Origin of the sequence: Stenotrophomonas sp. SMYL11, from assembly GCF_036320005.1 — a bacterium.
Classification (GTDB): Bacteria; Pseudomonadota; Gammaproteobacteria; order Xanthomonadales; family Xanthomonadaceae; genus Stenotrophomonas; species Stenotrophomonas maltophilia_A.
Genome location: NZ_JAWIRS010000003.1, coordinates 154,955 through 179,182, shown reverse-complemented (window position 1 = coordinate 179,182; position 24,228 = coordinate 154,955). Strand labels below are relative to the sequence as shown.

The 24,228-nt window shown below is 67.7% G+C and carries 22 protein-coding genes; 10 read left to right on the top strand and 12 right to left on the bottom strand.

Translation table 11 applies throughout. The features are described 5' to 3' along the window. Window position 1: 1 nt before the first annotated feature. Genes V3B46_RS07710 through V3B46_RS07685 form a run of 6 tightly spaced genes read left to right on the top strand, consistent with a single transcriptional unit; the run spans window position 2 to window position 6,745 of the window. Complete coding sequence (locus V3B46_RS07710) at window positions 2–691, top strand: RDD family protein (RefSeq protein WP_049400866.1); 690 nt, start codon at window positions 2–4, stop codon at window positions 689–691. Then, on the top strand, window positions 688–1,680 hold the full coding sequence (locus V3B46_RS07705; RefSeq protein ID WP_329891578.1) for a stage II sporulation protein M: 993 nt from the start codon (window positions 688–690) through the stop codon (window positions 1,678–1,680). The genes V3B46_RS07710 and V3B46_RS07705 overlap by 4 nt, the downstream gene beginning before the upstream one ends. Continuing rightward, the gene (locus V3B46_RS07700; protein WP_329891577.1) at window positions 1,670–3,286 is read left to right on the top strand and encodes a DUF4129 domain-containing protein; all 1,617 of its coding nucleotides are present in this window, start codon (window positions 1,670–1,672) and stop codon (window positions 3,284–3,286) included. Before V3B46_RS07705 ends, V3B46_RS07700 begins: the two co-directional genes overlap by 11 nt. Further along, window positions 3,283–4,467, top strand: coding sequence for a DUF4350 domain-containing protein (locus V3B46_RS07695; protein ID WP_329891576.1), 1,185 nt, complete (start codon window positions 3,283–3,285; stop codon window positions 4,465–4,467). Before V3B46_RS07700 ends, V3B46_RS07695 begins: the two co-directional genes overlap by 4 nt. After that, on the top strand, window positions 4,464–5,450 hold the full coding sequence (locus V3B46_RS07690; RefSeq protein ID WP_329891575.1) for an AAA family ATPase: 987 nt from the start codon (window positions 4,464–4,466) through the stop codon (window positions 5,448–5,450). Before V3B46_RS07695 ends, V3B46_RS07690 begins: the two co-directional genes overlap by 4 nt. Next, the gene (locus tag V3B46_RS07685; protein ID WP_329891574.1) at window positions 5,447–6,745 is read left to right on the top strand and encodes a DUF58 domain-containing protein; all 1,299 of its coding nucleotides are present in this window, start codon (window positions 5,447–5,449) and stop codon (window positions 6,743–6,745) included. The genes V3B46_RS07690 and V3B46_RS07685 overlap by 4 nt, the downstream gene beginning before the upstream one ends. A 473-nt stretch (window positions 6,746–7,218) precedes the next feature. Here V3B46_RS07685 and V3B46_RS07680 read toward each other — a convergent pair whose 3' ends face one another. Both V3B46_RS07680 and V3B46_RS07675 read right to left on the bottom strand, forming a co-directional pair. Beyond that, entirely contained in the window at window positions 7,219–8,397 is a 1,179-nt protein-coding gene (locus tag V3B46_RS07680) for a glutathionylspermidine synthase family protein (RefSeq protein WP_329891573.1), read from the bottom strand. Between the two features lie 7 nt (window positions 8,398–8,404). Continuing rightward, complete coding sequence (locus tag V3B46_RS07675; RefSeq protein ID WP_329891572.1) at window positions 8,405–8,977, bottom strand: DUF1190 domain-containing protein; 573 nt, start codon at window positions 8,975–8,977, stop codon at window positions 8,405–8,407. A gap of 311 nt (window positions 8,978–9,288) precedes the next feature. On the opposite strand from V3B46_RS07675, the gene ilvD reads away from it, so the two are divergent. Continuing rightward, entirely contained in the window at window positions 9,289–11,127 is a 1,839-nt protein-coding gene (gene ilvD, locus V3B46_RS07670) for a dihydroxy-acid dehydratase (protein WP_329891571.1), read from the top strand. 138 nt (window positions 11,128–11,265) lie between these two features. Further along, window positions 11,266–11,883: a hypothetical protein gene (locus V3B46_RS07665; RefSeq protein WP_329891570.1), complete on the top strand. Its 618-nt coding sequence runs from the start codon at window positions 11,266–11,268 to the stop codon at window positions 11,881–11,883. An 83-nt stretch (window positions 11,884–11,966) separates the two neighbouring features. On the opposite strand, the gene dinG is transcribed toward V3B46_RS07665, so the two are convergent. The 3 genes from dinG to aroE all read right to left on the bottom strand — a co-directional run bounded on the left by dinG (window position 11,967) and on the right by aroE (window position 15,440). After that, a complete protein-coding gene (gene dinG / locus V3B46_RS07660) occupies window positions 11,967–14,069 on the bottom strand; it encodes an ATP-dependent DNA helicase DinG (RefSeq protein WP_014038872.1) in 2,103 nt (700 codons plus the stop codon). Between the two features lie 168 nt (window positions 14,070–14,237). Next, window positions 14,238–14,591 (bottom strand): hypothetical protein, encoded by a 354-nt coding sequence (locus V3B46_RS07655; RefSeq protein ID WP_329891569.1) that lies wholly within the window; start codon window positions 14,589–14,591, stop codon window positions 14,238–14,240. Between the two features lie 3 nt (window positions 14,592–14,594). Then, the gene (gene aroE, locus V3B46_RS07650) at window positions 14,595–15,440 is read right to left on the bottom strand and encodes a shikimate dehydrogenase (protein ID WP_154264748.1); all 846 of its coding nucleotides are present in this window, start codon (window positions 15,438–15,440) and stop codon (window positions 14,595–14,597) included. 48 nt (window positions 15,441–15,488) lie between these two features. On the opposite strand from aroE, the gene V3B46_RS07645 reads away from it, so the two are divergent. Further along, window positions 15,489–16,361 carry a TolB family protein gene (locus V3B46_RS07645; protein WP_329891568.1) on the top strand — a complete coding sequence of 291 codons (873 nt, stop codon included), beginning with the start codon at window positions 15,489–15,491 and terminating at the stop codon, window positions 16,359–16,361. A gap of 122 nt (window positions 16,362–16,483) precedes the next feature. On the opposite strand, the gene V3B46_RS07640 is transcribed toward V3B46_RS07645, so the two are convergent. The 4 genes from V3B46_RS07640 to V3B46_RS07625 all read right to left on the bottom strand — a co-directional run bounded on the left by V3B46_RS07640 (window position 16,484) and on the right by V3B46_RS07625 (window position 19,083). Continuing rightward, window positions 16,484–16,753, bottom strand: coding sequence for an SHOCT domain-containing protein (locus V3B46_RS07640; RefSeq protein ID WP_154264750.1), 270 nt, complete (start codon window positions 16,751–16,753; stop codon window positions 16,484–16,486). 32 nt (window positions 16,754–16,785) lie between these two features. Then, window positions 16,786–17,775, bottom strand: coding sequence for a porphobilinogen synthase (gene hemB / locus V3B46_RS07635; RefSeq protein ID WP_329891567.1), 990 nt, complete (start codon window positions 17,773–17,775; stop codon window positions 16,786–16,788). Window positions 17,776–17,794: 19 nt separating this feature from the next. Beyond that, entirely contained in the window at window positions 17,795–18,712 is a 918-nt protein-coding gene (locus tag V3B46_RS07630; RefSeq protein ID WP_010482217.1) for a bestrophin family protein, read from the bottom strand. Window positions 18,713–18,834: 122 nt separating this feature from the next. After that, complete coding sequence (locus V3B46_RS07625) at window positions 18,835–19,083, bottom strand: hypothetical protein (protein ID WP_006475755.1); 249 nt, start codon at window positions 19,081–19,083, stop codon at window positions 18,835–18,837. A 186-nt stretch (window positions 19,084–19,269) separates the two neighbouring features. Between V3B46_RS07625 and V3B46_RS07620 the strand changes: the two genes are divergently transcribed. Continuing rightward, on the top strand, window positions 19,270–19,734 hold the full coding sequence (locus V3B46_RS07620; protein ID WP_014038879.1) for a hypothetical protein: 465 nt from the start codon (window positions 19,270–19,272) through the stop codon (window positions 19,732–19,734). A 339-nt stretch (window positions 19,735–20,073) separates the two neighbouring features. Here the strand turns inward: V3B46_RS07620 and V3B46_RS07615 are convergent, their stop codons facing one another. From V3B46_RS07615 to V3B46_RS07605, 3 genes are all read right to left on the bottom strand, one after another. Continuing rightward, window positions 20,074–21,873, bottom strand: coding sequence for a DUF885 domain-containing protein (locus V3B46_RS07615; protein ID WP_329891566.1), 1,800 nt, complete (start codon window positions 21,871–21,873; stop codon window positions 20,074–20,076). A 287-nt stretch (window positions 21,874–22,160) separates the two neighbouring features. Continuing rightward, a complete protein-coding gene (locus tag V3B46_RS07610; RefSeq protein WP_329891565.1) occupies window positions 22,161–23,243 on the bottom strand; it encodes a zinc-dependent metalloprotease family protein in 1,083 nt (360 codons plus the stop codon). 460 nt (window positions 23,244–23,703) lie between these two features. Next, window positions 23,704–24,219 (bottom strand): cytochrome c oxidase assembly factor Coa1 family protein, encoded by a 516-nt coding sequence (locus V3B46_RS07605; protein WP_329891564.1) that lies wholly within the window; start codon window positions 24,217–24,219, stop codon window positions 23,704–23,706. Window positions 24,220–24,228 lie beyond the last annotated feature (9 nt).

Here is a 24,228-nt window from a genome sequence, read left to right as displayed (position 1 = left end):
GATGGCCGCACCGATGCTCGATACCTACCGCGAGGTGGTGACGCCGGAGGGTGTGCCGCTGCAGTTGCCTGCCGCCGGCCCGGTACCGCGGGCGATGGCCTGGCTGGTCGATCTCGGCGTGCGCATCGCGGCTCTGGTGCTGGTGTCCATTCCGCTGGCGCTGCTGGACAAGTTCGGTTCCGGCCTCTACCTGGTGCTGATGTTCCTGGTCTACTGGGCCTACCCGATCGTCTGCGAAGCGTTGTGGGGGCGCACGCTGGGCAAGCGTGCGCTGGGGCTGCGCGTGCTGTCCCGCGATGGCGCGCCGGTAGGCTGGATGGCGGCGATCACCCGCAACCTGCTGCGCACGGTGGACATGCTGCCGTTCGGCTATGCGCTGGGCCTGATCAGCAGCCTGTTCGATCCGCATGGCCGTCGCCTTGGCGACCTGGTGGCGGGCACCGTGGTGGTGCATGCACCCGCGCTGTACCTGCCACCGCCGCCGACCATCGACAGCGTACTGGCCCCGCCGCAGCCGCTGCGACCAGAAGAACAGGCTGCGCTGATGGCCTTCGCCGAGCGCGCGCCACGGTTGTCGGCGGCACGCCAGCAGGAGCTGGCCGGTATTGCCGAGCCACTGACCGGCACCCATGGCCAGGTCGGCGTGCTGCGCCTGTATGCGATGGCCAACTGGCTGCTGGGGCGGCGATGAAGCAGGAACAGTTCGTCGCCCGCTACCAGCAGGAATGGCAGGATCTGGAGCAGTGGCTGCTGCTGCGTGCTGGTGCCTCACGCCGCACGCGCCGCAAGGCCAGTGGCCTGGCACTGGACGACACCACCTTCCCGCAGCGCTACCGGCGGCTGTGCCAGCAACTGGCGCTGGCCCGCGAGCGCGGCTACAGCCCGCAGCTGGTGCAGCGCCTGCAGCAGCTCATGCAGCAGGGCCACAGCGTGCTGTACCGCACGCCGCCGACGCGCTGGCGGGGTGCCCTGGAGTTCCTGGTGGCCGATTTCCCGCTGCTGGTGCGCAGCCAGGCGCGCAGCATGTGGGTGGCGCTGGCGATGTTCGCGCTGCCGGCGGTGGCCTGCTTCGTGCTGGTGCAGGTCTATCCGGACCTGATCCACATGCTGATGGACAACCGCCAGATCGCCGAGATGGAGCGCATGTACGATCCCGCCGCCGAGCGCCTGGGGCGTGACAGCGGCACCGACTGGATGATGTTCGGCCACTACATCATGAACAACATCAGCATCGCCCTGCGCACCTTCGCCAGCGGGCTGCTGGCTGGGCTGGGCACGCTGCTGGTGCTGTTGTTCAACGGCGTGATCATCGGTTCGGTGGCCGGTCACCTGCAGCACATCGGCCATAGCGACCCGTTCTGGCGCTTCGTGGTCGGCCACGGTGCCTTCGAGCTGACCGCGATCGTGATCGCCGGCGGTGCCGGCCTGCAGCTGGGCATGAAGCTGCTGGCACCGGGCCGGCGCAGCCGCCTGGATGCACTCGTCGAAGGCGGCCGCATCGGCGCACGGCTGTGCCTCGGTGTCGCCTTCATGCTGCTGGTGGCCGCCTTCATCGAAGCCTTCTGGTCCTCGCTTGCCGAAGTACCGGCGTGGGGCAAGTTCAGCGTGGCCGGTGTGTTGTGGGCCGGCGTGCTGCTGTGGCTGTGGCGCGGCGGACGTGGGGGCGGCCATGCGCATTGACCGCCTGGATGTGGCGCTGCGCGCCCGCAGTGGCTGGGAAGCGATGGAGCTGGGCACCGCCCTGTCCCGCCGTCACGCGCGTGCGCTGTGGGGCAGCTGGCTGCTGGCCAGTGCACCGCTGTTCGTGATCTTCAACGCGCTCGGCTGGTGGCTGGATGCCTTCGGCTGGGCCTGGCTGGCGATGTGGTGGTGCAAGCCGCTGTTCGAACGCGCGCCGCTGTATGTGCTGTCGCGCGGCATTTTCGGTGAGCCGGTCGGCACGCTGGCCGCGCTGCGCGCGCAGCGAAGCTGGGGCAACAGCGGCTTCTGGGGCTACCTGGGCTGGCGCCGCTTCAGCGTACTGCGCAGCCTGTGCCTGCCGGTGAACCTGCTGGAAGGCAACACACCGGGCCAGCGCGGCCCACGCCGTCGTGCGGTGGCAGCCGGCGCAGCGGGCGCGGCACTGGTACTGACTGTGACCTGCCTGGCGTTCGAAGCCGTGTTGGTATCCGGCGCGATCGGTGCGGTGTTCATGTTCATGCCACTGGAGCTGATGTCCGAATCGTGGCGTGCGGCGTGGGACATGATTGGCAAGGACACGCCGGCATGGGCACGACTGGGCTTCAACCTGGCGTGCTGGCTGGCCTCGGTGCTGATCGGTCCGTTCTATGTCGGTGCGGGCTTTGGCCTGTACCTGAACCGTCGAACGCAGATGGAAGCCTGGGACGTCGAAATCGCCCTGCGCCGCCTGCGCGAGCGGATGCTGCCGGCAGCATCGACGCTGGCGCTGCTGCTGTGGCTGGCACTGCCGCTGGTGTCCGCACCGGTGCATGCGCAGGACGCGCAGACGGCCGCGGAGCAGGCAGACGATGCCGAAGAGGACGAAGACAGTGCGGAAGAACCGGCCACCGCGGCCAACGACCCCGCCAATACGCCGGCAATGATCTTCGGTACGGCGCCGGTGGACACCGCCGGTTTCCGTCAGGCAGTCAACCGCGCCTATGAAGACCCGCTGCAGCGCCCGACCCGCCAGGTCACCCGCTGGAAGCCGATCGAGCAGGCCGAGGAAAAAAAGAAGGAAGACAAGCAGCTGCAGCGTGACACCAACAGCAAAGGTGAACGCAAAGCGCGCAAGGACGGCATCGCCTGGCTGGCACGGCTGGCCGAATGGGGCCTGTGGGGCCTGCTCGGCATCCTGCTGCTGGTGCTGCTGCTGACCGCGCGGCTGTGGCTGTCGTGGCTGCGGGGCAGTGGCCGGCGCAAGGCCGACGCTGCACCGAAGGTGCTGGAGGAGCAGGTGGAGTTGCCGGTGGCGCTGCCGCCGGACGTGGCCACCCAGGCCGGCCTGCTCTGGGACCAGGGCCGGCCGCGGCAGGCGCTGGCCCTGCTGTACCGCGCCAGCGTGCGCACGGTGGGCGAGCGCAGCGGTATCGCGCTTCCACCCGGTGCCACCGAAGCGCAATGCCTGCGCGCCTCGCGACGCATGCCCGAGGCCAGCGACCGTGACCTGTTCGCGCGCATCGTGCGCATGTGGCAGTACGCCGCCTACGGTGGCCGCCTGCCCAGCCGCGCCGATTTCGATGCATTGGCCGATACCCTGCGCCAGCAGTACGGGTGGCAGGCATGAGTCCGCGCCTGTTCTGGTCGTTGCTGCTCGGTGCATTGGTGCTGTTCGGCGTACCGCTGACCATCCTCTACCTGCGCACGCACGAACGGGTGACCGAAACGATTCGGCTGCCGCCACAGGGCGAGGCCGCCTACAACCCGCTGTATGTACTCGGCCAGGCCCTGCGCGCCGATGGCATCGACGTGCATTCGCGACTGCGGCTGGAACTGCAGCAGATGACGCTGGGGCGCCACGACACGGTGGTGCTGCTGCAGGACAGCAGCGAACTGCCGCCGCCCGTCGCCAGCGCACTGCTGGACTGGGTCGACGGTGGTGGCCACCTGCTGGTACGTACGCCGCCGCCGGCCGAGGACGATGCCGGCAGCACGCAGGGGCCCCTGCTGGACCGGCTGGGCGTGGACAGCCTGTTCCAGCGCAGCGACTGCCAGCCGTTCCATGTCGACGACGATCCGGGCCACGTCGAATTCTGTGGTGGCCGCCGCTTCACCCTGGGCTTTGCCGCCAGTGCGCAGGCCGAACGCCGCTGGGGCACTGATCGCGACCTGGTGTTCGCGCGCCTGCGCCATGGCCAGGGCAAGGTGAGCGTGCTGGCCGACATGGAGTTCATGCGCAGCGAAGTGGACTCACCGGCAGCGCGCCTGGCGTCGGCAGGTGGCGGGGCCAGCGACGGCCTGCACGACGCGTCGCATCGCGACCTGACCCGCTACCTGCTCGATCCGAACTATGGCAAGGGTGCGGTCTGGCTGGTCTATGCCAGCCGCCCGCCATCGCTGTGGTCGCGCATGTTCTATCAGGGCTGGCCGTTGTGGGTGCCGTTGCTGCTGGCCCTGCTGGGCTGGCTGTGGGGCCGTTCACAGCGCTTCGGCAGCCTGCTGCCGTCGCCGGTGCTGGAACGTCGTTCACTGCTGGAGCACGTGCGTGCCAGTGGTGAACTGCTGCTGCGCTTCGGTCACGGCATACGCCTGTACGAGGCCGTACTCGCCCTGTTCCTGCACCGCCTGCGCCTGCGCGCACCGATTGCCGCCGCACTGGATGGTGCGCCGCGCGATCAGGCCATCGCCGAGCTGCTGAAGTGGCCGCAGGGCCGCGTCGCCAGCGCGCTCACGCCCCCACCGCCGCACGATTCCTCCGCCCTGCGCGAGCGCATCCGCTTGCTGCTCCAGATGAGATCCCTGCTATGACCGAAGTCCCCGAGCTGCCGGCGGCCGCCAACGCCCGCCTGATCGAACGCGTCGATGCCATCCGCACCGCCGTCGGACACGCCTTCATCGGCCAGGCCGATGTACTGGACCAGATCCTGGTGGCCCTGCTTGCCGGTGGCCACGTGCTGATCGAGGGCGTCCCCGGGCTGGGCAAGACCCTGCTGGTGCGCGCACTGGCACAGGCCTTGGAACTGGATTACGGCCGCGTACAGTTCACCCCCGACCTGATGCCCAGCGACGTCAGTGGCCACGCGGTGTACGACCCGAAGAGCGAGAGCTTCAAGATCCGCCGCGGCCCGGTGTTCACCAACCTGCTGCTGGCCGACGAGATCAACCGTGCACCCGCCAAGACCCAGTCGGCGCTGCTGGAAGTGATGCAGGAAGGCCAGGTGACCATCGAAGGCAAGGCCTTCACCCTGGCGCCGCCGTTCATGGCGCTGGCCACGCAGAACCCGCTGGAGCAGGAAGGCACCTACCCGCTGCCGGAAGCACAGCTGGACCGCTTCCTGCTGAAGGTGCTGATCGACTACCCGCAGCTGGAGGACGAGAAGCGCATGGTGACCGCGATCACCAGTGGCCGTGCCGCCAGCGATTTCGACCTGAGCCAGGTGCCACGCGTGCTCGGTGCTGGTGAGCTGCTGGAACTGCAGCGCGCCACTGCGGCGATCACGGTCGACGACGAAGTGATCGACTACGCGGTGCGGATTGTGGCGGCCACGAGGCAGTGGCCGGGTATCGCGGTCGGAGCTGGCCCGCGTGGCAGCATCGCGCTGGTGCGTGCCTCGCGCGCGCAGGCGGTGCTGGCCGGTCGTGACTTCGTCACCCCGGATGATGTGCGCGACATCGCACGCCCGGCGCTGCGCCATCGCATCGCGCTGGCCCCGGAACTGCAGATCGAAGGCCAGGACGCCGACGACGTGCTGGGCGCGCTGCTGGCCAATGTGGAAGCGCCGCGCCGATGAGGCCGGCCCCGCTGCTGCTGGCACTGCTGCTGGCCTGGGCTGCCCTGGGCGGTCTGGTGCTGGGCGGTCTGCTGCCCCGCTGGAGCTGGGCGCTGGCGGCGCTGGCGATTGCCGTGCCGGCGCTGATGGATCTGTGGCGCCAGTCGCGGCGTCCGTCACCACAGGTGCAGCGCGAACTGCCCGAAGCGCTGGCACTGGGCGTGCGCCGCGAGGCTGCACTGCGGCTGCAGGCGGACGCACCGATGACGGTGCAGGTGTTCGATCTGGTCCCTGGCGGCTGGCCACTGGAATCGCTGCCGCAGCGCGTGCGCCTGCAGGCCGGCAGTGCTTCCACCCTGCACTATCACCTGCAGCCGCTGCAGCGTGGGCACTTCCGCTTCGAAGGCGTGCACCTGCGCATGCGCTCGCCGTGGCGGCTGTGGTGGCAGCAACGCACGCTGCCGCCCGCACTGGACGTGCGGGTCTATCCGAACTTCGTGCCGCTCACCCGCTTTGCGTTGTTCAGTGCCGACCAGGCCTCGCGGCTGGTCGGCGCGCACGTGAAGCGCCGCCGCGGTGAAGGCACCGACTTTCACCAGATGCGCGAGTACCGCATTGGCGACAGCCTGCGCCAGCTCGACTGGAAGGCCACCGCACGTGCGCGCAAGCTGATCTCACGCGAATATCAGGACGAAAAGAACCAGCAGCTGCTGCTGATGCTCGACAGTGGTCGGCGCATGCTGGCCAGCGAAGGCGGGCTCTCGCACTTCGACCATGCCTTGAACGCCTCGCTGGTGGTGGCTTACCTGGCGCTGCGCCAGGGCGACGCCGCCGGCCTGTTCGCCACCGGTGGCGAGCGCCGTTGGGTGGCGCCGCAGCGCGGCATGGGCACCGTCGAGCAGCTGCTGCGTGCCAGCTACGACCTGCAGCCACGCGCAGTGGCCACCGACTACCTGGCCGCCGCCACCGAAGTGTCGCTGCGCCAGCGCCGGCGTGCGCTGGTGATGCTGGTCAGCAACGTGCGCGACGAAGACATCGAAGACCTGCTGGCGGCGGTGCGGCTGCTGCAGCGGCGCCACCTGGTGTGTGTGGCCAGCCTGCGCGAGCGCGAGCTGGACGGCGTGCTGGACAGCGAAGTGCAGACACTGGAAGACGCCACCCAGGCAGGTGCAGCGGCGCTGTACCTGCAGCAGCGCGCGAAGGCGCACGAGGCGCTGCGCAGCGAGAAGGTGATGGTGCTGGATGTGACCGCCGATGCCCTGCCCGGCGCGCTGGTGGAACGCTATCTGGCGGTGAAGCGCGAAGGGCTGCTCTGATACCAGCGATCGCCTTGGTGGGTGCCAACACCGATTGCCGGCCAGCGGCCGGCACTACCCCTGCAACAACCGACGCATCGCTCTGGTAGGTGCCAACCTTGGTTGGCACGAAACCCACAGCGCCGACCAGGGTCGGCATCTACCAACGCCGATTGCCGGCCAGCGGCCGGCACTACCCCTGCAACAACCGACGCATCGCTCTGGTAGGTGCCAACCTTGGTTGGCACAAATCCCACAGCGCCGACCAAGGTCGGCATCTACCAACGGCGGTTGCCGGCCAGCGGCCGGCACTACCCCTGCAACAACCGACGTATCGCTCTGGTAGGTGCCAACCTTGGTTGGCACAAATCCCACAGCGCCGACCAAGGTCGGCATCTACCAACGGCGGTTGCCGGCCAGCGATCGGCACTACCCGTGTCGTTCTACGACCGGCGTCGCTCGCGCCCGCCGACCTTGGGGGCGCCGCACCGCCATCAGACGTAGATCCGCGTCGGCACCTCATCAACGATCGCATGCGGCACGAAGCGCGCACTGTCGCGGGTGATCGCGCTGTCGTCCTCGCGGATGCCGATGCCGCAGGCGTGGTCGCCCACCACCCAGCTGCCGATCAGCGGGTAGCCGCCTTCGAAGCGGGTCAGCGGATGCGCACGCTGGATAATCGCCGGGCCGTCGTAGGGACCGTCGCTGCGCTGGGTACTGCCATCGGCCAGGTGCATCTCGATGTTGGCGCCTTCGCGCGAGAACAGCGGCTTGCGCACCCAGCCCGAGGCCAGCGCGCTGCCGTCGTCGAAGTGCGCTTCCAGCAGGTTCGGATGGCCGACGTTGCGCTGCCACAGCAGTGGCAGGATGCCCTTGTTGCTCAGCACCGCCTTCCAGGCCGGTTCCAGCAGCTGCACGCCCGAGCCCGGCAGCGCGCGGCCGAATTCCTCGGCCATCAGGTCTTCCAACGGGTACAGCTTGAACAGCGTGCCGATCACCGAATCGTCCAGCGCGGTGAAGCGACCGTCCTCGGACAGGCCGATATCCTCGATGGCGATGGCCTGGCCATGCAGGCCGGCCTGCGATGCACAGTCACGCAGATAGTCGACGGTGCCGCGGTCTTCTTCCGAACTGCCCACCGCACTGAAGTACAGCGGCGGCGGCAGCTGCGTGGCCAGTTCGGCGAAGCGTTCGACCAGCGCTTCGTGGATCGCGTTGAACTGGTCGGCATGCTGCGGCAGGCGACCGGCGTTGCGCTGGTCCTCCAGCCACTGCCACTGGAAGAAGCTGGCCTCGAACAGCGAAGTCGGCGTGTCGTAGTTCAGTTCGTACAGCTTGGCCGGGCCGGTGCCGTCGTAGGCCAGGTCCAGGCGACCGTACAGATGCGGCTGGCGCTGGCGCCAGCTGTCGGCGATCCAGTCACGGTAATGCGACGGAATCGCCAGCTGGTCCATCAGGCGTTCGCTGCCGACGACATCGCCGACCAGGTCCAGCGCCATCTGGTGCAGCTCGGCGCTGGGGTCTTCGATGTCCTGCTCGATCTGGCGCAGGGTGAAGGCGTAGTACGCACTTTCATCCCAATACGGCTGGCCATCGATGGTGTGGAAGCGGAAACCCGCCTCTTCCGCGCGTGCCCGCCACTGGGCACGCTCGGCAATCCGGATACGCTGCATGGGTCGATCAGCCGCCGTAGCTGCCGCTGGTGCTGCGGCGTGCGCTGGTGTTGCCGAAGCCACCACGGCTGGCGGTGACCGCACGGTTCGGTTCGCTGGTGACCGGCGCCAGGCCCGCCTTGCCAGCGCCGATGCCGCTGGCGGTGTTCAGGCCACCGGTACCGCCCGGTGCCGGACGCGCCCAACCAGCGCTCTTGTCCTGGTAGGCCGGCGACGCCGCCGGCGCCTGCGGAGCGAGGCCGCCGCGGTTGCTCAGCATCTGCGACATGAAGAAGCCCATCATCATCGGGCCGATGAACGAGGTACCGGCCGAGGTGTGCTGCTGCACGCACTGTTCCGGCTTGTAGTCCTTCTCGCAGGCTTCCTTGCTGGCGTACTTCGGCGCCGCATCGGCGGCCTGCTTCTGCGCTTCGGCGAACGCGTTGCGGCACGCCGACGGATCGCCGGTGGCCTCGGTGCAGGCCTCCACCGAGGTGTACAGGCCTTCCTGCACCTTCACCTCCGGCTCCTTCTGGCAGGCGGTGAACAGCAGCGGCGCAGCGCTCATCAGCAACAGCGCGGTGGTGCGGGAACGTTTCATGGCCTCATGCCCTGTCGACGGATCAATGCCCCAATGATGCCAAATCCTGGCCAGCAACCGGAATCGGCAAAGTCCGAAAGATGAACGGACTTTCATTTTCGTCGGGCATTGGGGTCAGAGCCCATCGCGCCGCGATGGGATCCGACCCCGGGCGGCTCACCGCTCTGGCAAGTGCCAACCTTGGTTGGCACAGACGGCACGGCGCCGACCAAGGTCGGCATCTACAGAAAACGGGTGGTTGCAGCAGCAACCGAAAAAATTGGCCATGATCGGCTGATCCCATGTCGTACGGCCCGCCCGTTCCGCCAGCCATGCCCGAATACCGTTCCCGCACCTCCACCGCCGGCCGCAACATGGCCGGCGCCCGCGCCCTGTGGCGCGCCACCGGCATGAAGGACGGCGACTTCCACAAGCCGATCATCGCCATCGCCAACTCCTTCACCCAGTTCGTGCCCGGCCACGTGCACCTGAAGGACCTCGGCCAGCTGGTCGCGCGCGAGATCGAACAGGTCGGCGGCGTCGCCAAGGAATTCAACACCATCGCCGTGGACGACGGCATCGCGATGGGCCACGACGGCATGCTGTATTCGCTGCCCAGCCGCGAGATCATCGCCGACGCCGTGGAGTACATGGTCAACGCGCACTGTGCCGACGCGCTGGTGTGCATCAGCAACTGCGACAAGATCACCCCCGGCATGCTGATGGCCGCCCTGCGCCTCAACATCCCGGTGGTGTTCGTCTCCGGTGGGCCGATGGAAGCGGGCAAGACCAAGTTGTCCGAGCACAAGCTGGACCTGGTCGATGCGATGGTGGTGGCCGCCGATGACAGCGCTTCCGACGAGAAGGTGGCGGCCTTCGAACGCAGCGCCTGCCCTACCTGCGGCTCCTGCTCGGGCATGTTCACCGCCAATTCGATGAACTGCCTGACCGAAGCACTGGGCCTGTCGCTGCCCGGCAACGGCACCACGCTGGCCACCCATGCCGACCGCGAGGCGCTGTTCCGCCGTGCCGGCCGCCTGATCGTCGAACTCTGCCACCGCTGGTATGGCGGCGAAGACCCGAGCGCGCTGCCGCGCGGCATCGCCACCCAGGCCGCCTTCGCCAATGCGATGACCCTGGACATCGCGATGGGTGGTTCCACCAACACGATCCTGCATCTGCTGGCTGCCGCGCAGGAAGCGGAGGTCGACTTCGACCTGACCCACATCGATGCGCTGTCGCGGCGCGTCCCGCAGCTGTGCAAGGTGGCGCCGAACACGCCCAAGTACCACATCGAGGACGTGCATCGCGCCGGCGGCGTGTTCGGCATCCTCGGTGAACTGGACCGCGCCGGCCTGCTCGAAACCACGGTGCCAACCGTACACAGCGCCAGCCTGGCCGAAGCACTGGAACGCTGGGACGTGGTGCGCAGTGACAACGACACCCTGCATACCTTCTTCAAGGCTGGCCCGGCCGGCATCCCCACCCAGGAGGCCTTCAGCCAGGCCACGCGCTGGCCGGAGCTGGACGTGGACCGCGCCGAGGGCTGCATCCGCTCGCTGCAGCACGCGTATTCGCTGGAAGGCGGCCTCGCCGTGCTGCGCGGCAACCTGGCCGTCGATGGCTGCGTCGTGAAGACCGCCGGCGTGGACGAGTCGATCCATGTGTTCGAAGGCCCCGCGCGCGTCTACGAAAGCCAGGACGCCGCCGTCGCCGGCATCCTTGCCGACGAGGTGCTGCCGGGCGAGGTGGTGGTGATCCGCTACGAAGGCCCGAAAGGCGGCCCCGGCATGCAGGAGATGCTGTACCCGACCAGCTATCTGAAATCGAAGGGGCTGGGCAAGCAATGTGCGCTGCTCACCGATGGCCGCTTCTCCGGCGGAACCTCGGGCCTGTCGATCGGCCACGTCTCGCCGGAGGCCGCCAGCGGCGGTGTCATCGGCCTAGTGGAAAACGGCGACCGCATTCGCATCGATATCCCGGCTCGTCGCATCGACCTGCTGCTGGATGAAGCCACGCTGGCCCAGCGCCGCGCCGACAACGATGCCCGCGGCTGGAAGCCGCGTGCACCGCGCCCGCGCAAGGTCACCAGTGCACTGAAGGCTTACGCGCTGCTGGCCACCAGCGCCGACAAAGGCGCCGTACGCAACACCGCCCTGCTGGGCGATTGATCCCCGTGCGGTAGTGCCGGCCGCTGGCCGGCATCTGTACTGCGACGCCCCACTTCAATGAGGTTGCCGGCCAGCGGCCGGCGCTACCCCTCCTGATCCGTTATGGTGGTCCAGGAAGTCACCAACACGGAGGTTGAGATGATGTTGCTTTCCTTTGCGCTGGCCGCTGCCATGGGCACGTCGGCAGAACCGCCCAAAGGCCCCGACTGCAGCTACGACCGTGCAGCGATGCTGGCGATGGAACCTGGCCGATTCGATCAGGACATGGCAGGTGGCTGGCGCCCGCTGGCCGACCGTGGCTGTACCCGCGAAGCGGCCGACCTGCTGTCCGCCTACGGCGCTCTGCCCAAGGCAGAAGGCAACGTCATCGTCACCTGGCACGAGGGCCAGCTGCGCGCGGAGCTGGGGCAGACCGCGCAGGCGATCACGCTGATGGAACGCAGCCACAAACCCGTGAACGCGGGCGACCCGGGTTACTGGAATGCCTACGTGGACGGCATGGTCGCGTTCCTGCGCCAGGACCGCAGCGCCCTGGAGAAGGCTCGTGCGAGGCTGGTCGCGATACCGACGCCCACCGCGATGGCGGAGAACATCAAGGACGGTCGCTACCACTTCACCACCGAAGGCGGGCAGCAGGTGCAGATGCCGTGGCCACCGAACCTGGATGTGCTTGATGGGCTACTGCGCTGCTTCGGCAAACCCTACACGGAGGCTTATGGGCCAGGCTGCCGGACGCCTGAAACAGCCACCCGGTAACCACCAATCGCCGCTGTCCGATCGTCAGCCCGTGCGGTAGTGCCGGCCGCTGGCCGGCATCTGTACAGTGCTCGCAAAACCGGTCAGCCGATCACGCGCTTGAACGGTGGGAGTGCGTCGATGATGCGCTTGCCGTAACGGCGGGTCAGCAGCCGCGAATCAAGAATGACCACCCGGCCGGTGTCGGTGGAAGTGCGGATCAGGCGACCGGCGAACTGGGTCAGCGTGCGCAGCGCATGCGGAATGGCGATCAGGTTGAACGCGTTGAGCCCGCGCCCCTCGAACCACTCACTGAGCGTGGCGGTCTGCGGATCGGTCGGCACCGCGAACGGCACCTGGGTGATCACCACCGTGGTGCAGGCTTCGCCGGGCAGGTCGAGGCCTTCGCCGAACGAATTCAGGCCGAACAGCACCGAGCCTTCGCCTGCCGCCACGCGCCGCAGGTGCTCGTCGATCAGGCGGGTCTTGGACATCTCGCCCTGCACCAGCACCTGCTTGCGGCGCGCAGCCGACATCAGCCCGGCCACCTTCTCCATCTTCCAGCGCGAGGTGAACAGCACCATCGAGCCCTTGGCCCAGTCCAGCTCGGTGTCGAGATAGCGTGCCACTTCGCGCGGGTGACCTTCGCGGTCGTCCGGGGTAACCGGGAACTTCGGCACGATCAGCTCGGCCTGGTTGGGCAGGTCGAACGGCGACGACAGCGAGACCATCTCGGCCTCTTCGGGAATGCCGTTGTCGATCGCCAGCGACTGGAAATCACCACCGCCGGTCAGCGTCGCCGAGGTCATCACCACCGAGTCCACTTCATCCCACAGCAGCTTGCGCAGCACGTGCGCGGCCGACACCGGCGAACCGTGCAGTACCAGGTCGCCGTCGCGGGTGGCGGTGACCCAGCGCGCCATCGGCGGCGCGCCGTCCTTGTCCTCGCGGCGCCACGCCTGCCACAGGTTGTACTGCTGCTCGATCATTTCCAGCGCCATGCCCAGGTTGCGCTGCAGGCGCTCGCGCGCGGCATCGTCCGGCTTGCCCTTGGCGACCTGCGCGGTGGCGGCATGCGCCCAGTTGTAGAGGCTGCGGGTGTCGTCGGCCAGCGCTTCGATCGGCTCGCGCCAGGCCTCGGGCAGGCGGCCGTTGGCGGCGCGCCACATCGGCTCTTCGTCCGCCGGCGCCGGCATCCACACCCGTTCGATGTGGTCACGGAACGCACGCAGCTGCTTGGCCACGTTGCTGGCGACTTCGATCGCTTCGTTCGGCAGCAGGTTGCCCAGCCGATCCTTGTCGACCGCGCGGTAGGCACCGGCGATCAGGATCTGCAGGCGACCGGTGCGCTTGGCCATCTCATCCAGCGCGAGGCTGGCCGCGCCCTGGTCGATTGCCACATTGCCGATGTGATGGCCTTCGTCCAGCACCAGCAGCATGTCCGACGGCGGCGCGATCAACGGCTGGCCGTTGTCGCTGTCACCGATCGACAGCGCCGACAGCAGCAGCGCGTGGTTGGTCACCACGATCTGCGCATCGCGCACCGTATTGCGCGAACGCAGCACCGCGCACTGCGCCGAATAGGCACAGCGGCGCCCGGCGCAGCCCGAAGCCGGCGTGGTGATGCGGCTGCGCAGGCCGGGGCTGATGGTCTCCGGCGCGTTGTCGATGTCGCCATCCCAGCTGCCGCCGGTGAAGGCATCGGTCAGGCGCTTGGCGATGTCCATCTCGATCGGCGCCAGCGGCCGGTCGAACAGCGGCGCGTCATCCTCGAACATGCCACCCTGCGAGCCCTCGCCCTGCGCCTCGGCGGCATTGCGCGTGCACAGGTAACGGGTGCGGCCCTTGGCCAGCGCCACGGTCGCTTCCAGGCCGGTGGCCTTGAGGAAATTCGGGATATCGCGCTCGACCAGCTGCGACTGCAGCGCCACGGTGCCGGTGCTGATCACCAGCTTCTTCTTGCTGGCCAGCGCGATCGGCACGCCTGCGGTGAGGTAGCCCAGGCTCTTGCCGACGCCGGTGGGCGCTTCGACCACGCCGACGCCGCCACTTTTCGACAGCGCACGCGACACCACGCCGATCATCTGGCTCTGCGAGCGACGGGTGGAGAAGCCGGGGGTATTGGCCTGCAGCGTCGTGTACGCCTTGCGGATCGCGTCCTTCAAGGTGTCATCGAGCGTGCGCGGAGCGGCGACGGTTTCGGTCACGCCGGGAAGTACCGTGGCTGGATCAGGCCGGTCATTGTCGCATGGCCGGCCGCGTTCACCGTCGCTGGCACCCTGAACGGGCCAGCGACGACGCCCGGCGGCGGTCACGGTCCGGTGGCCGGGCCGGCCCAGGGCCAGATACGCCGGGCATGGCCCGGCGCCGCCAGGTCAGGCCGCCGGGATCGTACGGCTACGCAGCAGGCGCACCAGTGCCCACACCAGCAGCACCACACCGATGGCCTCGACCATCGCCAGCGCGAAATGCAGCACGCCGAGGATGGCGCCCATGCCCGAGATGGCGCTGAAGTTGCCACTGCTGACCAGCCACATCGGCAGGATGCCCGCCGCCAGACCGCCCAGGCTGGACAGCAGCAACAGCACCAGGCCGACCAGGGCACCGGTGCGGGTGGCATCGCGTGGTGCGCCGACCACCCAGACCAGGCCAATGCACAGCGCGATCAGCACCGGCAGGCGCACGCCGACCATGCTCAGCACAGTCACCATCAACGTTGTGCTGTCCATCGATCAGTCCTCGCCGGCCAGCACGGCCGAGCCCTGCCGCAGCGACTGGTAGATCTCCTCGGTCTGCGGGCGCACGCCATGCCACTGCAGGAAGCTCTCGGCCGCTTGTTCGACCAGCATGCCCAGGCCATCCACGGTATTGCGGCAGTTCGCCGCGCGCGCCCAGGCCAGGAAGGCGATGGCGGCCTCGCCGTAATTCAGGTCGACGGCGGTGGTCATGGAATTGACCAGCGACAGCGGCAGCTTGAACTCGACGTCGCGGTCGCGGCCGGCCGAGGTGGCATTGACGATCAGCTCGAAGTCGCCCAGGTCACGCAGGTCTTCCCAGTAGCGGGTGATCGCGCGGCCCGGTTCGCCCATCGCGTCGATCAGTTCATCGGCACGCTCCGGCGTGCGGTTGACCACCACCAGCTCGGTGATGCCGGCATCGAGGAAGGCCGGGGCGACGCTGCGCGCGGAGCCACCGGCACCGATCAGCAGCATGCGGCGGCCACGCAGGTCCAGGCCGTGGCGGTCGGTCAGGTCACGCACCAGGCCGATGCCGTCGGTGGTGTCGCCATGCCAGCGGTCGCCCTTGCGCAGCAGCGTGTTGACCGAGCCGGCGCGGCGCGCACGTGCAGTCAGCGTGGTGCACACCGAGAACGCGGCTTCCTTGTGCGGCGAGGTGACGTTGGCACCGACACCGCCGTCGGCGGCGAAGGCTTCCAGGCCGGCCAGGAACGCATCCGGGGCCAGGTCGATCGCGCGGTAATCCACCGCGATGCCTTCCTGGCGACCGAACGTCGCGTGGATCTGCGGCGACTTCGAGTGGGCAACGGGGTGTCCGAAGACGGCGTAACGGTCGGTCATGGAATCCTCAAGCTGGCTAGACTGATGCTCTTTCGTGCACGGACCCGGATGATGCGCATCACCCCGCCCCTGCTGGTGCTTGCCGCCAGTCTACTCTCTGCCCCCGTGGCGATGGCGTTGAACGAGTACGGCATCGAAGGCATGGGCGTGGTCTCGACCCGTGCCGACGAGGGCCGCGCCACGATCAGCACCGATGGCCAGCGCATCGTCTTCGCCCGCCGTGGCGAGGCCGGTTGGGGCCTGTGGGAGGCGCGCTTGGTGGACGGCCGCTGGCAGCAGGCGCAGGCCTTGCCGGTAGGCGTGGCCGGTGAGGCCCGTGATCCCTACTTCAGCCGCGACGGCCACTGGCTGCTGTTCGCGGCCGGCCGCGACGGCAAGCTGGCGCTGTATCGGGCCGCGCTGGCCACCGATGGCCAGCTGGGTACCGCGCAGCCGCTGGCGGGCGACGCGGGCCGCCGGGACGAGCGCGGGCCGGCCCTGAGCACGGATGGCAGGCAGCTGTTGTTTGCCCGCCAGCAGGGCCGTGGCGCCGGCTGGGACCTGTTCGTGGCGACGCTGGATGCGCAGGGACTGCGTGGCCCGGCCAGCGCACTGAGCGCGTTGAACAGCGCCGACGACGAGACCGACGGCGACTGGCTGGGGCATGACGGCGCCGTGGTGTTCAGCCGCGGCAGCGGCAGTACCGCGCAGGTCTGGAGCAGCGGCTGTGCGTGGAGCGGCGTGGCGCTGCAGCCGCTGGGGCTGTCGTTCAACCAGGCCGGCGGCTGGACCGGTGCGCCGGTGATCGACAATGCCAAGCCGGGCGAGATGATGGTTGCCAGCAGTGCAGCGAAGGCACCGCGTGCCGGGGGCGTGGACGTGTACCGGTTGGCCGTGCCGAAGGTGGCGGCGGTTGCGGGGTGCGTGCCTGCCGCACGGTGACGGCAAACGCCAACCAAGGTTGGCGACTACCAGGGCGATGGATGCGCCAGATGCGTGCGGTAAATCCACGCCGTGCGTGGATGGCCGTTTGGTAGATGCCAACCTTGGTTGGCACCCACCCGTCAGCGCGACAACACCTTGGCGCGCAACTGCTCGTACTCCACCTCGCTCAGCTGGCCGTTGTCCTTGCGCTGGTTAAGCGCGGCCAGTTCGGCCTGCACGCTGTCCGGCAGGGCCTGCTCACGGGCCACATGGCGGGCGGCCGAGAGCTGCTCCGGCGGGCGCTTGCCGGCCCGCCAGGCGGCGATGAAGACACCGACGATGATGGCGCCGAACACCAGTACGCCGGTGCCCCAGATCAGCCATTGCATCCATCCCAGTTCGGGTCCCATCGCGTAATCCTCCGTCTATCGTGGCGCTATTGTCAGCGCTCGCGCAGCCATCGCGCCACCTGCGGCGCGAAATAGGTCAGCACGCCATCGGCGCCGGCCCGCTTGAAGCCCAGCAGCGACTCCAGCACGCAGGCGCGCTCGTCCAGCCAGCCGTTAGCGAAAGCGGCCTTCATCATCGCGTACTCGCCACTCACCTGGTAGGCGAAGGTCGGCACGCCGAAGGTCTCCTTCACCCGGCGCACCAGGTCCAGGTACGGCATGCCCGGCTTGACCATCACCATGTCGGCGCCCTCTTCCAGGTCCAGCGCGATCTCGCGCAGCGCCTCGTCGCCGTTGGCCGGGTCCATCTGGTAGGTCTTCTTGTCGGCCTTGCCGAGGCTGGCGGCGCTGCCCACCGCATCACGGAACGGACCGTAGAACGCCGAGGCGTACTTGGCCGAGTAGGCCATGATGCGCACGTTGATGTGGTTGTCGGCATCCAGCGCACGACGGATCGCGCCGATGCGGCCGTCCATCATGTCCGACGGCGAGACGATGTCGACGCCGGCCTCGGCGTGCGATACCGACTGCTTGACCAGCGCCTCGACGGTGATGTCGTTCAGCACATAGCCCTTGTCATCGATGATGCCGTCCTGGCCGTGGGTGGTGTACGGGTCCAGCGCCACGTCGGTCATCACCCCCAGCTCCGGGAAGCGCGACTTCAGCGCGCGGATCGCACGCTGCGCCAGGCCATCCTCGGCCCACGCCGCCGATGCATCCAGCGACTTCAGCGACGGGTCGATCACCGGGAACAGGTCGATCACCGGAATGCCCAGCTCCAGCGCTTCTTCGGCCACCTTCAGGAGTTCTTCGATCGACAGCCGCTCCACGCCCGGCATCGACGGCACTGGGGTGCGGCCGGCCAGTTCGTGCACGAACACCGGATAGATCAGGTCGTCGGTGGTCAGCGTGTTCTCGCGCATCAGGCGGCGTGAGAACTCGTCATGGCGCATGCGGCGCGGGCGGTAAAGCGGGTGGGACATGGCAGGCTCCGAGGAGTGGCTATTGCAACAGGTAACCCTGCGGCAGCAGGGGTTCGGGCAATGGGCGTTCGCCGAGCGCGTCGAGCTGGTCGATCTCGATCGTGCGCACCAGCGCGTCCAGCGGCAGGTCGTTCGGCTCCAGGCCGAACGGGTCTTCCATTTCTTCACCCAGCTGGTCCAGGCCGAAGAAGGCATAGGCCAGCACCGCCGACAGCACCGGCGTGCCCCAGCCCAGGGAACTGGCCAGGCCGAACGGCAGCAGCACGCAGAACATCCACGCGCAGCGGTGCAGCAGCAGGGTGTAGGCGAACGGCAGCGGGGTGGTGAGGATGCGCTCGCAGCCGGCCTGGATCGACGACATTGCGTGCAGGCGCTCTTCCAGCTGGGTGTAGAGGATCGGGTCGAGGTCACCGGCGCGCAGGGCCTGCGCCAGTTCGGCGGCGATCATCGAGAGCAGCGCGTCGGGCACGTTCTCGCGCTGCCCGAGTTGTTCGCGCTGGCGCTTGTCCAGCCACGGCAGGGCCATCAACGCCACGATGCGCCCGCGCAGGCGACCGGCCAGTGCATGGGCGAAGGCGGTGGTGAGGTAGGCGATGCGACGACGGCGGCCGGTGTCATCGGCCAGCAGCAGGTTCACCTGGCGGGCCAGCGAACGCGATTCGTAGACCAGCTGGCCCCACAGCTTGCGGCCTTCCCACCAGCGCTCGTAGCAGGCGCTGTTGCGGAAGCTCAGGAAGATCGACAGCACCAGGCCGAGCAGGGTGAACGGCGTGACCGACACGCGTTCGATGCCGGTGGGCGGCGCCAGTTCCACCACCGCGGCCACCGCGATGGACAGGATCAGGATGGCCAGCACCTTGGGCGCGATCGCTTTGACGATCGAACCGCGCAGGATGTAAAGCAGTTGCCAGCCGTGGGGACGGGGTCGGATGATCATGGGGCAGCCGCGCCGGGCGCGGGTTCACAGGCACGCGGGGGGCTCGCGCAGCCGTTCATTGTACGCCCCTGCCCGGCCATGGGCCGTGCGCCTGCGACGCCCTGTCGCACCCGGCTGTGGGCTCAGATCACGCCGCCACCCAGGCCGAGGCGGAGGATGCCCACCACCACCACGATGCCGTTCAGGACCAGACCGGCCCAGGCCCGGCCACGCTTGCTCGGGTGGGTGAACAGGATGCCCAGCGCGGCGATCACCGCGCCCACGGCGGCGAACGGGATCAGGAACCAGTTGCCCCAGCCCAACAGCGGAATCAGCGCCAGGATCATCCACAACAGCGCCAGTACGCCCCACAACAGACTGATCACACCCATTCCGCTCTCTCCCGCAGTTGGTTCCTGGCCCAACCATAGACGTTCCCGCTGCCGCCGCCTACTGCCATTGGCGGGGCTGTCACCCGCACCGTGCTAGCGTGCTGCCGTGCGTGCCCTGGCCCGGGTGTTGGCGCCGATTCAGAGTGGCCCGCCGATGATCGCAACCAGTCCTACAGGGGTCGTGCCATGAACATCCGTTGGGCCGCGTTGGCGGCCATCCTGCTGGTCGCCGCTGGCTGTGCCAGTACCTCCAAGGTGATGCTGGGCCGCGCCCGCGCACCGATCGATCCGGCGCTGGTGCAGATCTATTCGACGCCACCGGCCGGTTCCCAGGAAATCGCCCAGCTGGAATCGGCGTCCGCCGTCGGCTTCGGCACCCAGGGCCAGACCGATGCCGCCGTGGCACGCCTGAAGCGTGAGGCCGCCGCGCTCGGCGCCAATGGCGTGGTGTTGATGGGCGTGGGCAGCAGTGGCTCGCCGGTGGGCATGTCGGTCGGCGCCGGCACGTTCGGTTCGCACGTGGGTGGCGGCGTCGGCATCGGTATTCCGACCACGCAGAAGCGCGCCGCCGGCGTCGCGATCTGGGTACCGAACCCGGCACCGCCGGCACGGCTGCCGACGCAGGTGATCACGCCGCAGCCGCAGCGTTGACGCGGCAGCGTCACCGCGGGTAGTGCCGGCCGCTGGCCGGCAACCTCAGGAATCCTCTCTGCCCAAGGGAAATGCCGGCCAGCGGCCGGCACTACCCCTGCAACAACCGACGCATCGCTCTGGTAGGTGCCAACCTTGGTTGGCACAAACCCACAGCGCCGACCAAGGCCGGCATCTATCAACGGCGATTGCCGGCCAGCGGCCGGCACTACCCCTGTAACAACCGACGCTTCGCTCTGGTAGGTGCCAACCTTGGTTGGCACAAACCCACAGCGCCGACAAAGGTCGGCATCTACCAACTGCGATTGCCGGCCAGCGGCCGGCACTACCCGGTGATGCTCAGCGCTTGTATTTCGGCACGAACACCTTGTTCACCGCGTCGGCCAGCTGGTCCGGCGGAAGCAGGCCCTGGTCGAGCAGGAAGTTGTTGAACGCCAGGCGGTCGAACTTCGCGCCCAGTGCCAGCTCGGTCTGCATGCGCAGTTCCAGGATACGAGTGTAGCCGTAGAAGTAGCTGCCGGCCTGGCCCGGCATGCGCACCATGTAGCGGTCCAGTTCCTGGGTGGCCATCGCCTTGGACAGGCCAACCTGCTCCATCAGTACGCGCTCGCCGTTGGCACGGTCGGTCAGGCCGAGGTTGAGCATCGGGTCGAGCATCGCGCGTGCGGCGCGCAGCAGGCGGAACTGCAGGGCGATCATCTGACCGTCCAGCGGCTCGTACGGCACCATCTCGGCTTCGGCGTACAGCGCCCAGCCCTCCACGTTCACCGAATTGAACGCGAACATGGTGCGTGCCAGCGACACGCCGCGCTCGACCATGGCGGTGAACTGCAGCTCGTGGCCGGGGCGGCCTTCATGCGCGCTCAGCGTCCACGCCGCCGCACCGAAGTTGAAGTCGTCGTACTGCGCACCCGGGCCCGCGGCCGGGTTGCCCAGCGGCAGCACGAAGGTGCCCTGCTGCCCGGTGTTGTTGACCAGCGGCGCCGGCAGGAAATGCGGTGCCGGGCTGGCCGCGCTCTCGGCGGCCGAGCCCAAGCGCATCTGCATGGCGCGCTTGGGCACGTCGACGATGGCGTGCTCGCGGATCAGCGGGTCGATCGCATCGATCACCTTGCGGTAGTGGCCTTCCAGGTGATCGTCGGCGATCTTGTCAGCCTTCAGTGCACGGATCACCGCCACGGGGTCGCTGGGGTCGGCCACCTTCAGGCCCTTCTCCTTCACCACCAGCGGCGCCAGCTGCTGCATCGCCGAACGGGTTTCCATGAACTCCAGCTGCGCACGCTGCATCAGCAGCTTCGGGTCGATGTCGATGCCGACCTGCTTGAGCTGGTACGCATACAACGGTGCCGGCAGGCGTGCATCGGTGCGAGCCTTCGGCAGCACAGTGGTGCGCGTCCAGCTGGCGTAGTCCTTCATCTGCCCGGCCAGCGCCTTCATTGCTTCATCGGCACCGACGATCTGGTACTTCTTCAGCAGCGACTCGATACCGGTGATGTAGGTCTCGACATTGTCCAGCGACTGCTGCACTTCGATCTTCGTCGGCTGCAGCAGGCTGCTGTCCTTCAGCCGTTCCTCGTAGCGCTGGCGGGCCAGCATGGTGAAGGCGGTGCCGCCCGGCTGCAGGCCGGCATACGCCTTGAGGCGGTCGAGCGCCTTGGCCCGGTGCTCGGCCGGCACCTGGTCGGACAGCAGCAGGTTGAGGCCGCTGAACACCGTCTGCGGCGCATCGCTCCACGGCAGCAGGTACTTCTCGTTGAGCTCGCTGCCTTCGATGTTCTGGTTGGCCGCGTGGATCATGATCTCCAGGTCCTGGCGGACGTTGGGATCCTTTTCGGCGGCCAACTTTGCCTTCAGTTCGTCGCGGGCCTTGGCCATCGCGGCGCGGTAGCGCTTGCCGTTGTCCGGGCCAAGGTCGGCCACCTTGTCGTCGTAGCCTGGAACGCCGAAGAAGCCGGTTTCCTCCGGCTGGAACGGGCCCTGTGCATCAAGCAGGATCTGCGCCAGTGCATTGCTGCGGGTGACCCAGGCAGGGCTGGCGGGAGTCGCGGCCTTGGCGGCCGGCGCGGCCAGGGCCGGCGGTACGGACAGCAACGGGGCGGCAGTCAGGGCCAGGGCAACAGCGAGCGCAATCGGCTTCATGGGACACTCCAGCAAAGGGTTGCCCGCAACTTACGCGCTCACAGCGATGGCGACAATCGGCTGAAGGTCACGGGGATTGGCGAGCGCAGGATGCATGTGCTCCGTCGGTGATCTGAACATCTGCAGGATTCACAGTCTCTCCAACGGGGTAACAGCCTGCCTGGCATCCCGATCTCCCGCTTTATGGCCAAGGATAGAAGTCTGCAATCATCTGGCGGGTTTCGTTCAAGACCCTGACATTGTGGTGGGTCTTTTCCGTGCCGGCAGGCAATCCGTTGTGACTGAGGTCAGGTGAAGACCACAGGTTCACTCGGTGACATGGCACGCCAGAGCACTCGTAGGACATCACAGTCCTCCTCGGCGCCGAACAGGTGCCCAATTTCGTGGGCGAGACTGCTGGTACTGGCCCCCAGGCAGTTCCGCTCTACAACCGCGAATGCCGTTTCCTTCGTGGCAAGCAGCCGTTGGGCCTGTCCGCAGAACGACAGTGACGAACCTGTGTCGATAATCATCAGCACGATGTCTGCCTTGGCAACATCGCGGACCTGGTGCATGAAGCCCAGCGCCCCCCTTCTTCCGGCCATGAGATCATCCAGCGTCTGGGTTACACCGGTTTCCCGGTAGCCGGGTAGTGCGTTCCCTGCACGCTCGAGTTCGATCTGGATTCCGCTGTCAGAAAAGCCCTTGTTGGCCAAGCACACGGCCCTCCGCATTTCCGCAAAGACCTCTTCCCGATCAGTCCCAATCGCGGCGGTTCCATAGCCAAAGAGGACACGAACCGTTGATTTTCCGGCGGGTAGATATTCGGCTGAAGCGGCTGCACCAGGCACCGCGGGGCTGACATCCCGCACCGGTGCCTCTCGTGGAAGCCTGCGCAGATCCTTGCGGATCAGCACGCTGCCTTGAAGTTCATACCGGAGGCTGCCGATGTCGAAGATGGCCTGCAGTCGCCCGTCAGAAGCCTCGGAAACACGCACCATCCCTTCCACATCTGTACATGGCGAGGAGGACGATGCGGTTACGCCAGCCCAACGGAGCCGGCTGGGCATGGTTCCGGATGATGTTCCGCCATTCTGGACGGCCAGAACGTGGACCGGATCCGGCGCGTCACCTGCCGGGTAGCCTGCAACGCGTTCCAGCCGTACTGTCATGTCGAAAAGGTCGACTTCGATCGAATCGCCGGAAAGTGCCTCTGGATGAACGTCAACGCGGCGAACCCAGTCTACGATGCTGCCCTCGTACTGCCTGCGCAGCTCTGGTCCGGGATCCCATCCCCCAGCAGGTATCTGGACGAACCGGCTATCCGTCTTCGCAACTGACGGAAAGATGCCGAGCAGAACCAGCACCAAGCAGAAAAGAGCACGTTCCATGATCCACCCGCAATGTCGCCGCCACATGGCACGATGAAAGCTACGTGTTGACTCCACATCAGCGGGAGACCGCCATCACATGGACGGAGGGCGGCGTGGGATCTGGGCTGTACACGACAGATTTTCGCCACAATTCTCCAGAGATGGTGCGCTTTCCGGCCCTGAGTTTCCGCCTGGATACCTCAGCAATCTCCAGCCAGATGGCAATCCCGACACCTATCAGGTTCGCACGCACCTGCATTCCTTGTGCGGCATCAGAACGGGCCTTACAGTCGCCGATTCTTCACTACCCCTCATGGCGGTGGCGACAATCGGCAGGAAGTCACGGCGCGGCTGATGGGTAGAGTCGACTGTCAGTCGACTATCGCGCGCAGCGCGGGGTTTTCAGGCGTCTTGTGGAGAGCAGTCGACTAACAGTCGACTCTACATGGCCGCCTTTACCTGGCCGCGCGACCTGCGGTCACAACGCCGCGGTCAACGGGCATTCGCCACGTTCGCGGCAGGCCTGCAGTTCGCACTCCTGCGCGGCCTCGTCGTCATCCAGTGCAGTCAGGTCGAAGGTCTGCTTGTCTTCGGCCAGTACATACATCACCGGGTAATCCCAGACTTCATCGCGTCGGCTGCCCTGCACGAACAGCCGGCCGTGCGCATGCGGTCCTTCCAGCGCAACGGTCAGGCCGACGTCGCGCTGGCCGTTCATCGCCGTCTGCATGCTGCCCAGCGGCATCGATTCAATATGCAGCGGCTCGCCGAAGGCTTCCACCAGTTCGATGCTGCAGCCCGCGCGGCGCAACGCTTCGCGCATCGGCGGGCTCTCGCGTGCCGCCTCGCTCCAGCGCAACACGCTCCAGGCCACTGTGCCACCGGCGCCGGCCAGCACCAGCAGCACGGCCAGCGGCATCGCCCAGCGCCAGTGGCGGCACCACCAGCCGGCGGGCTTGGGGCTATGGGTGGGAATCGGCGGTGGCAGGGTCATCGGCGGGCT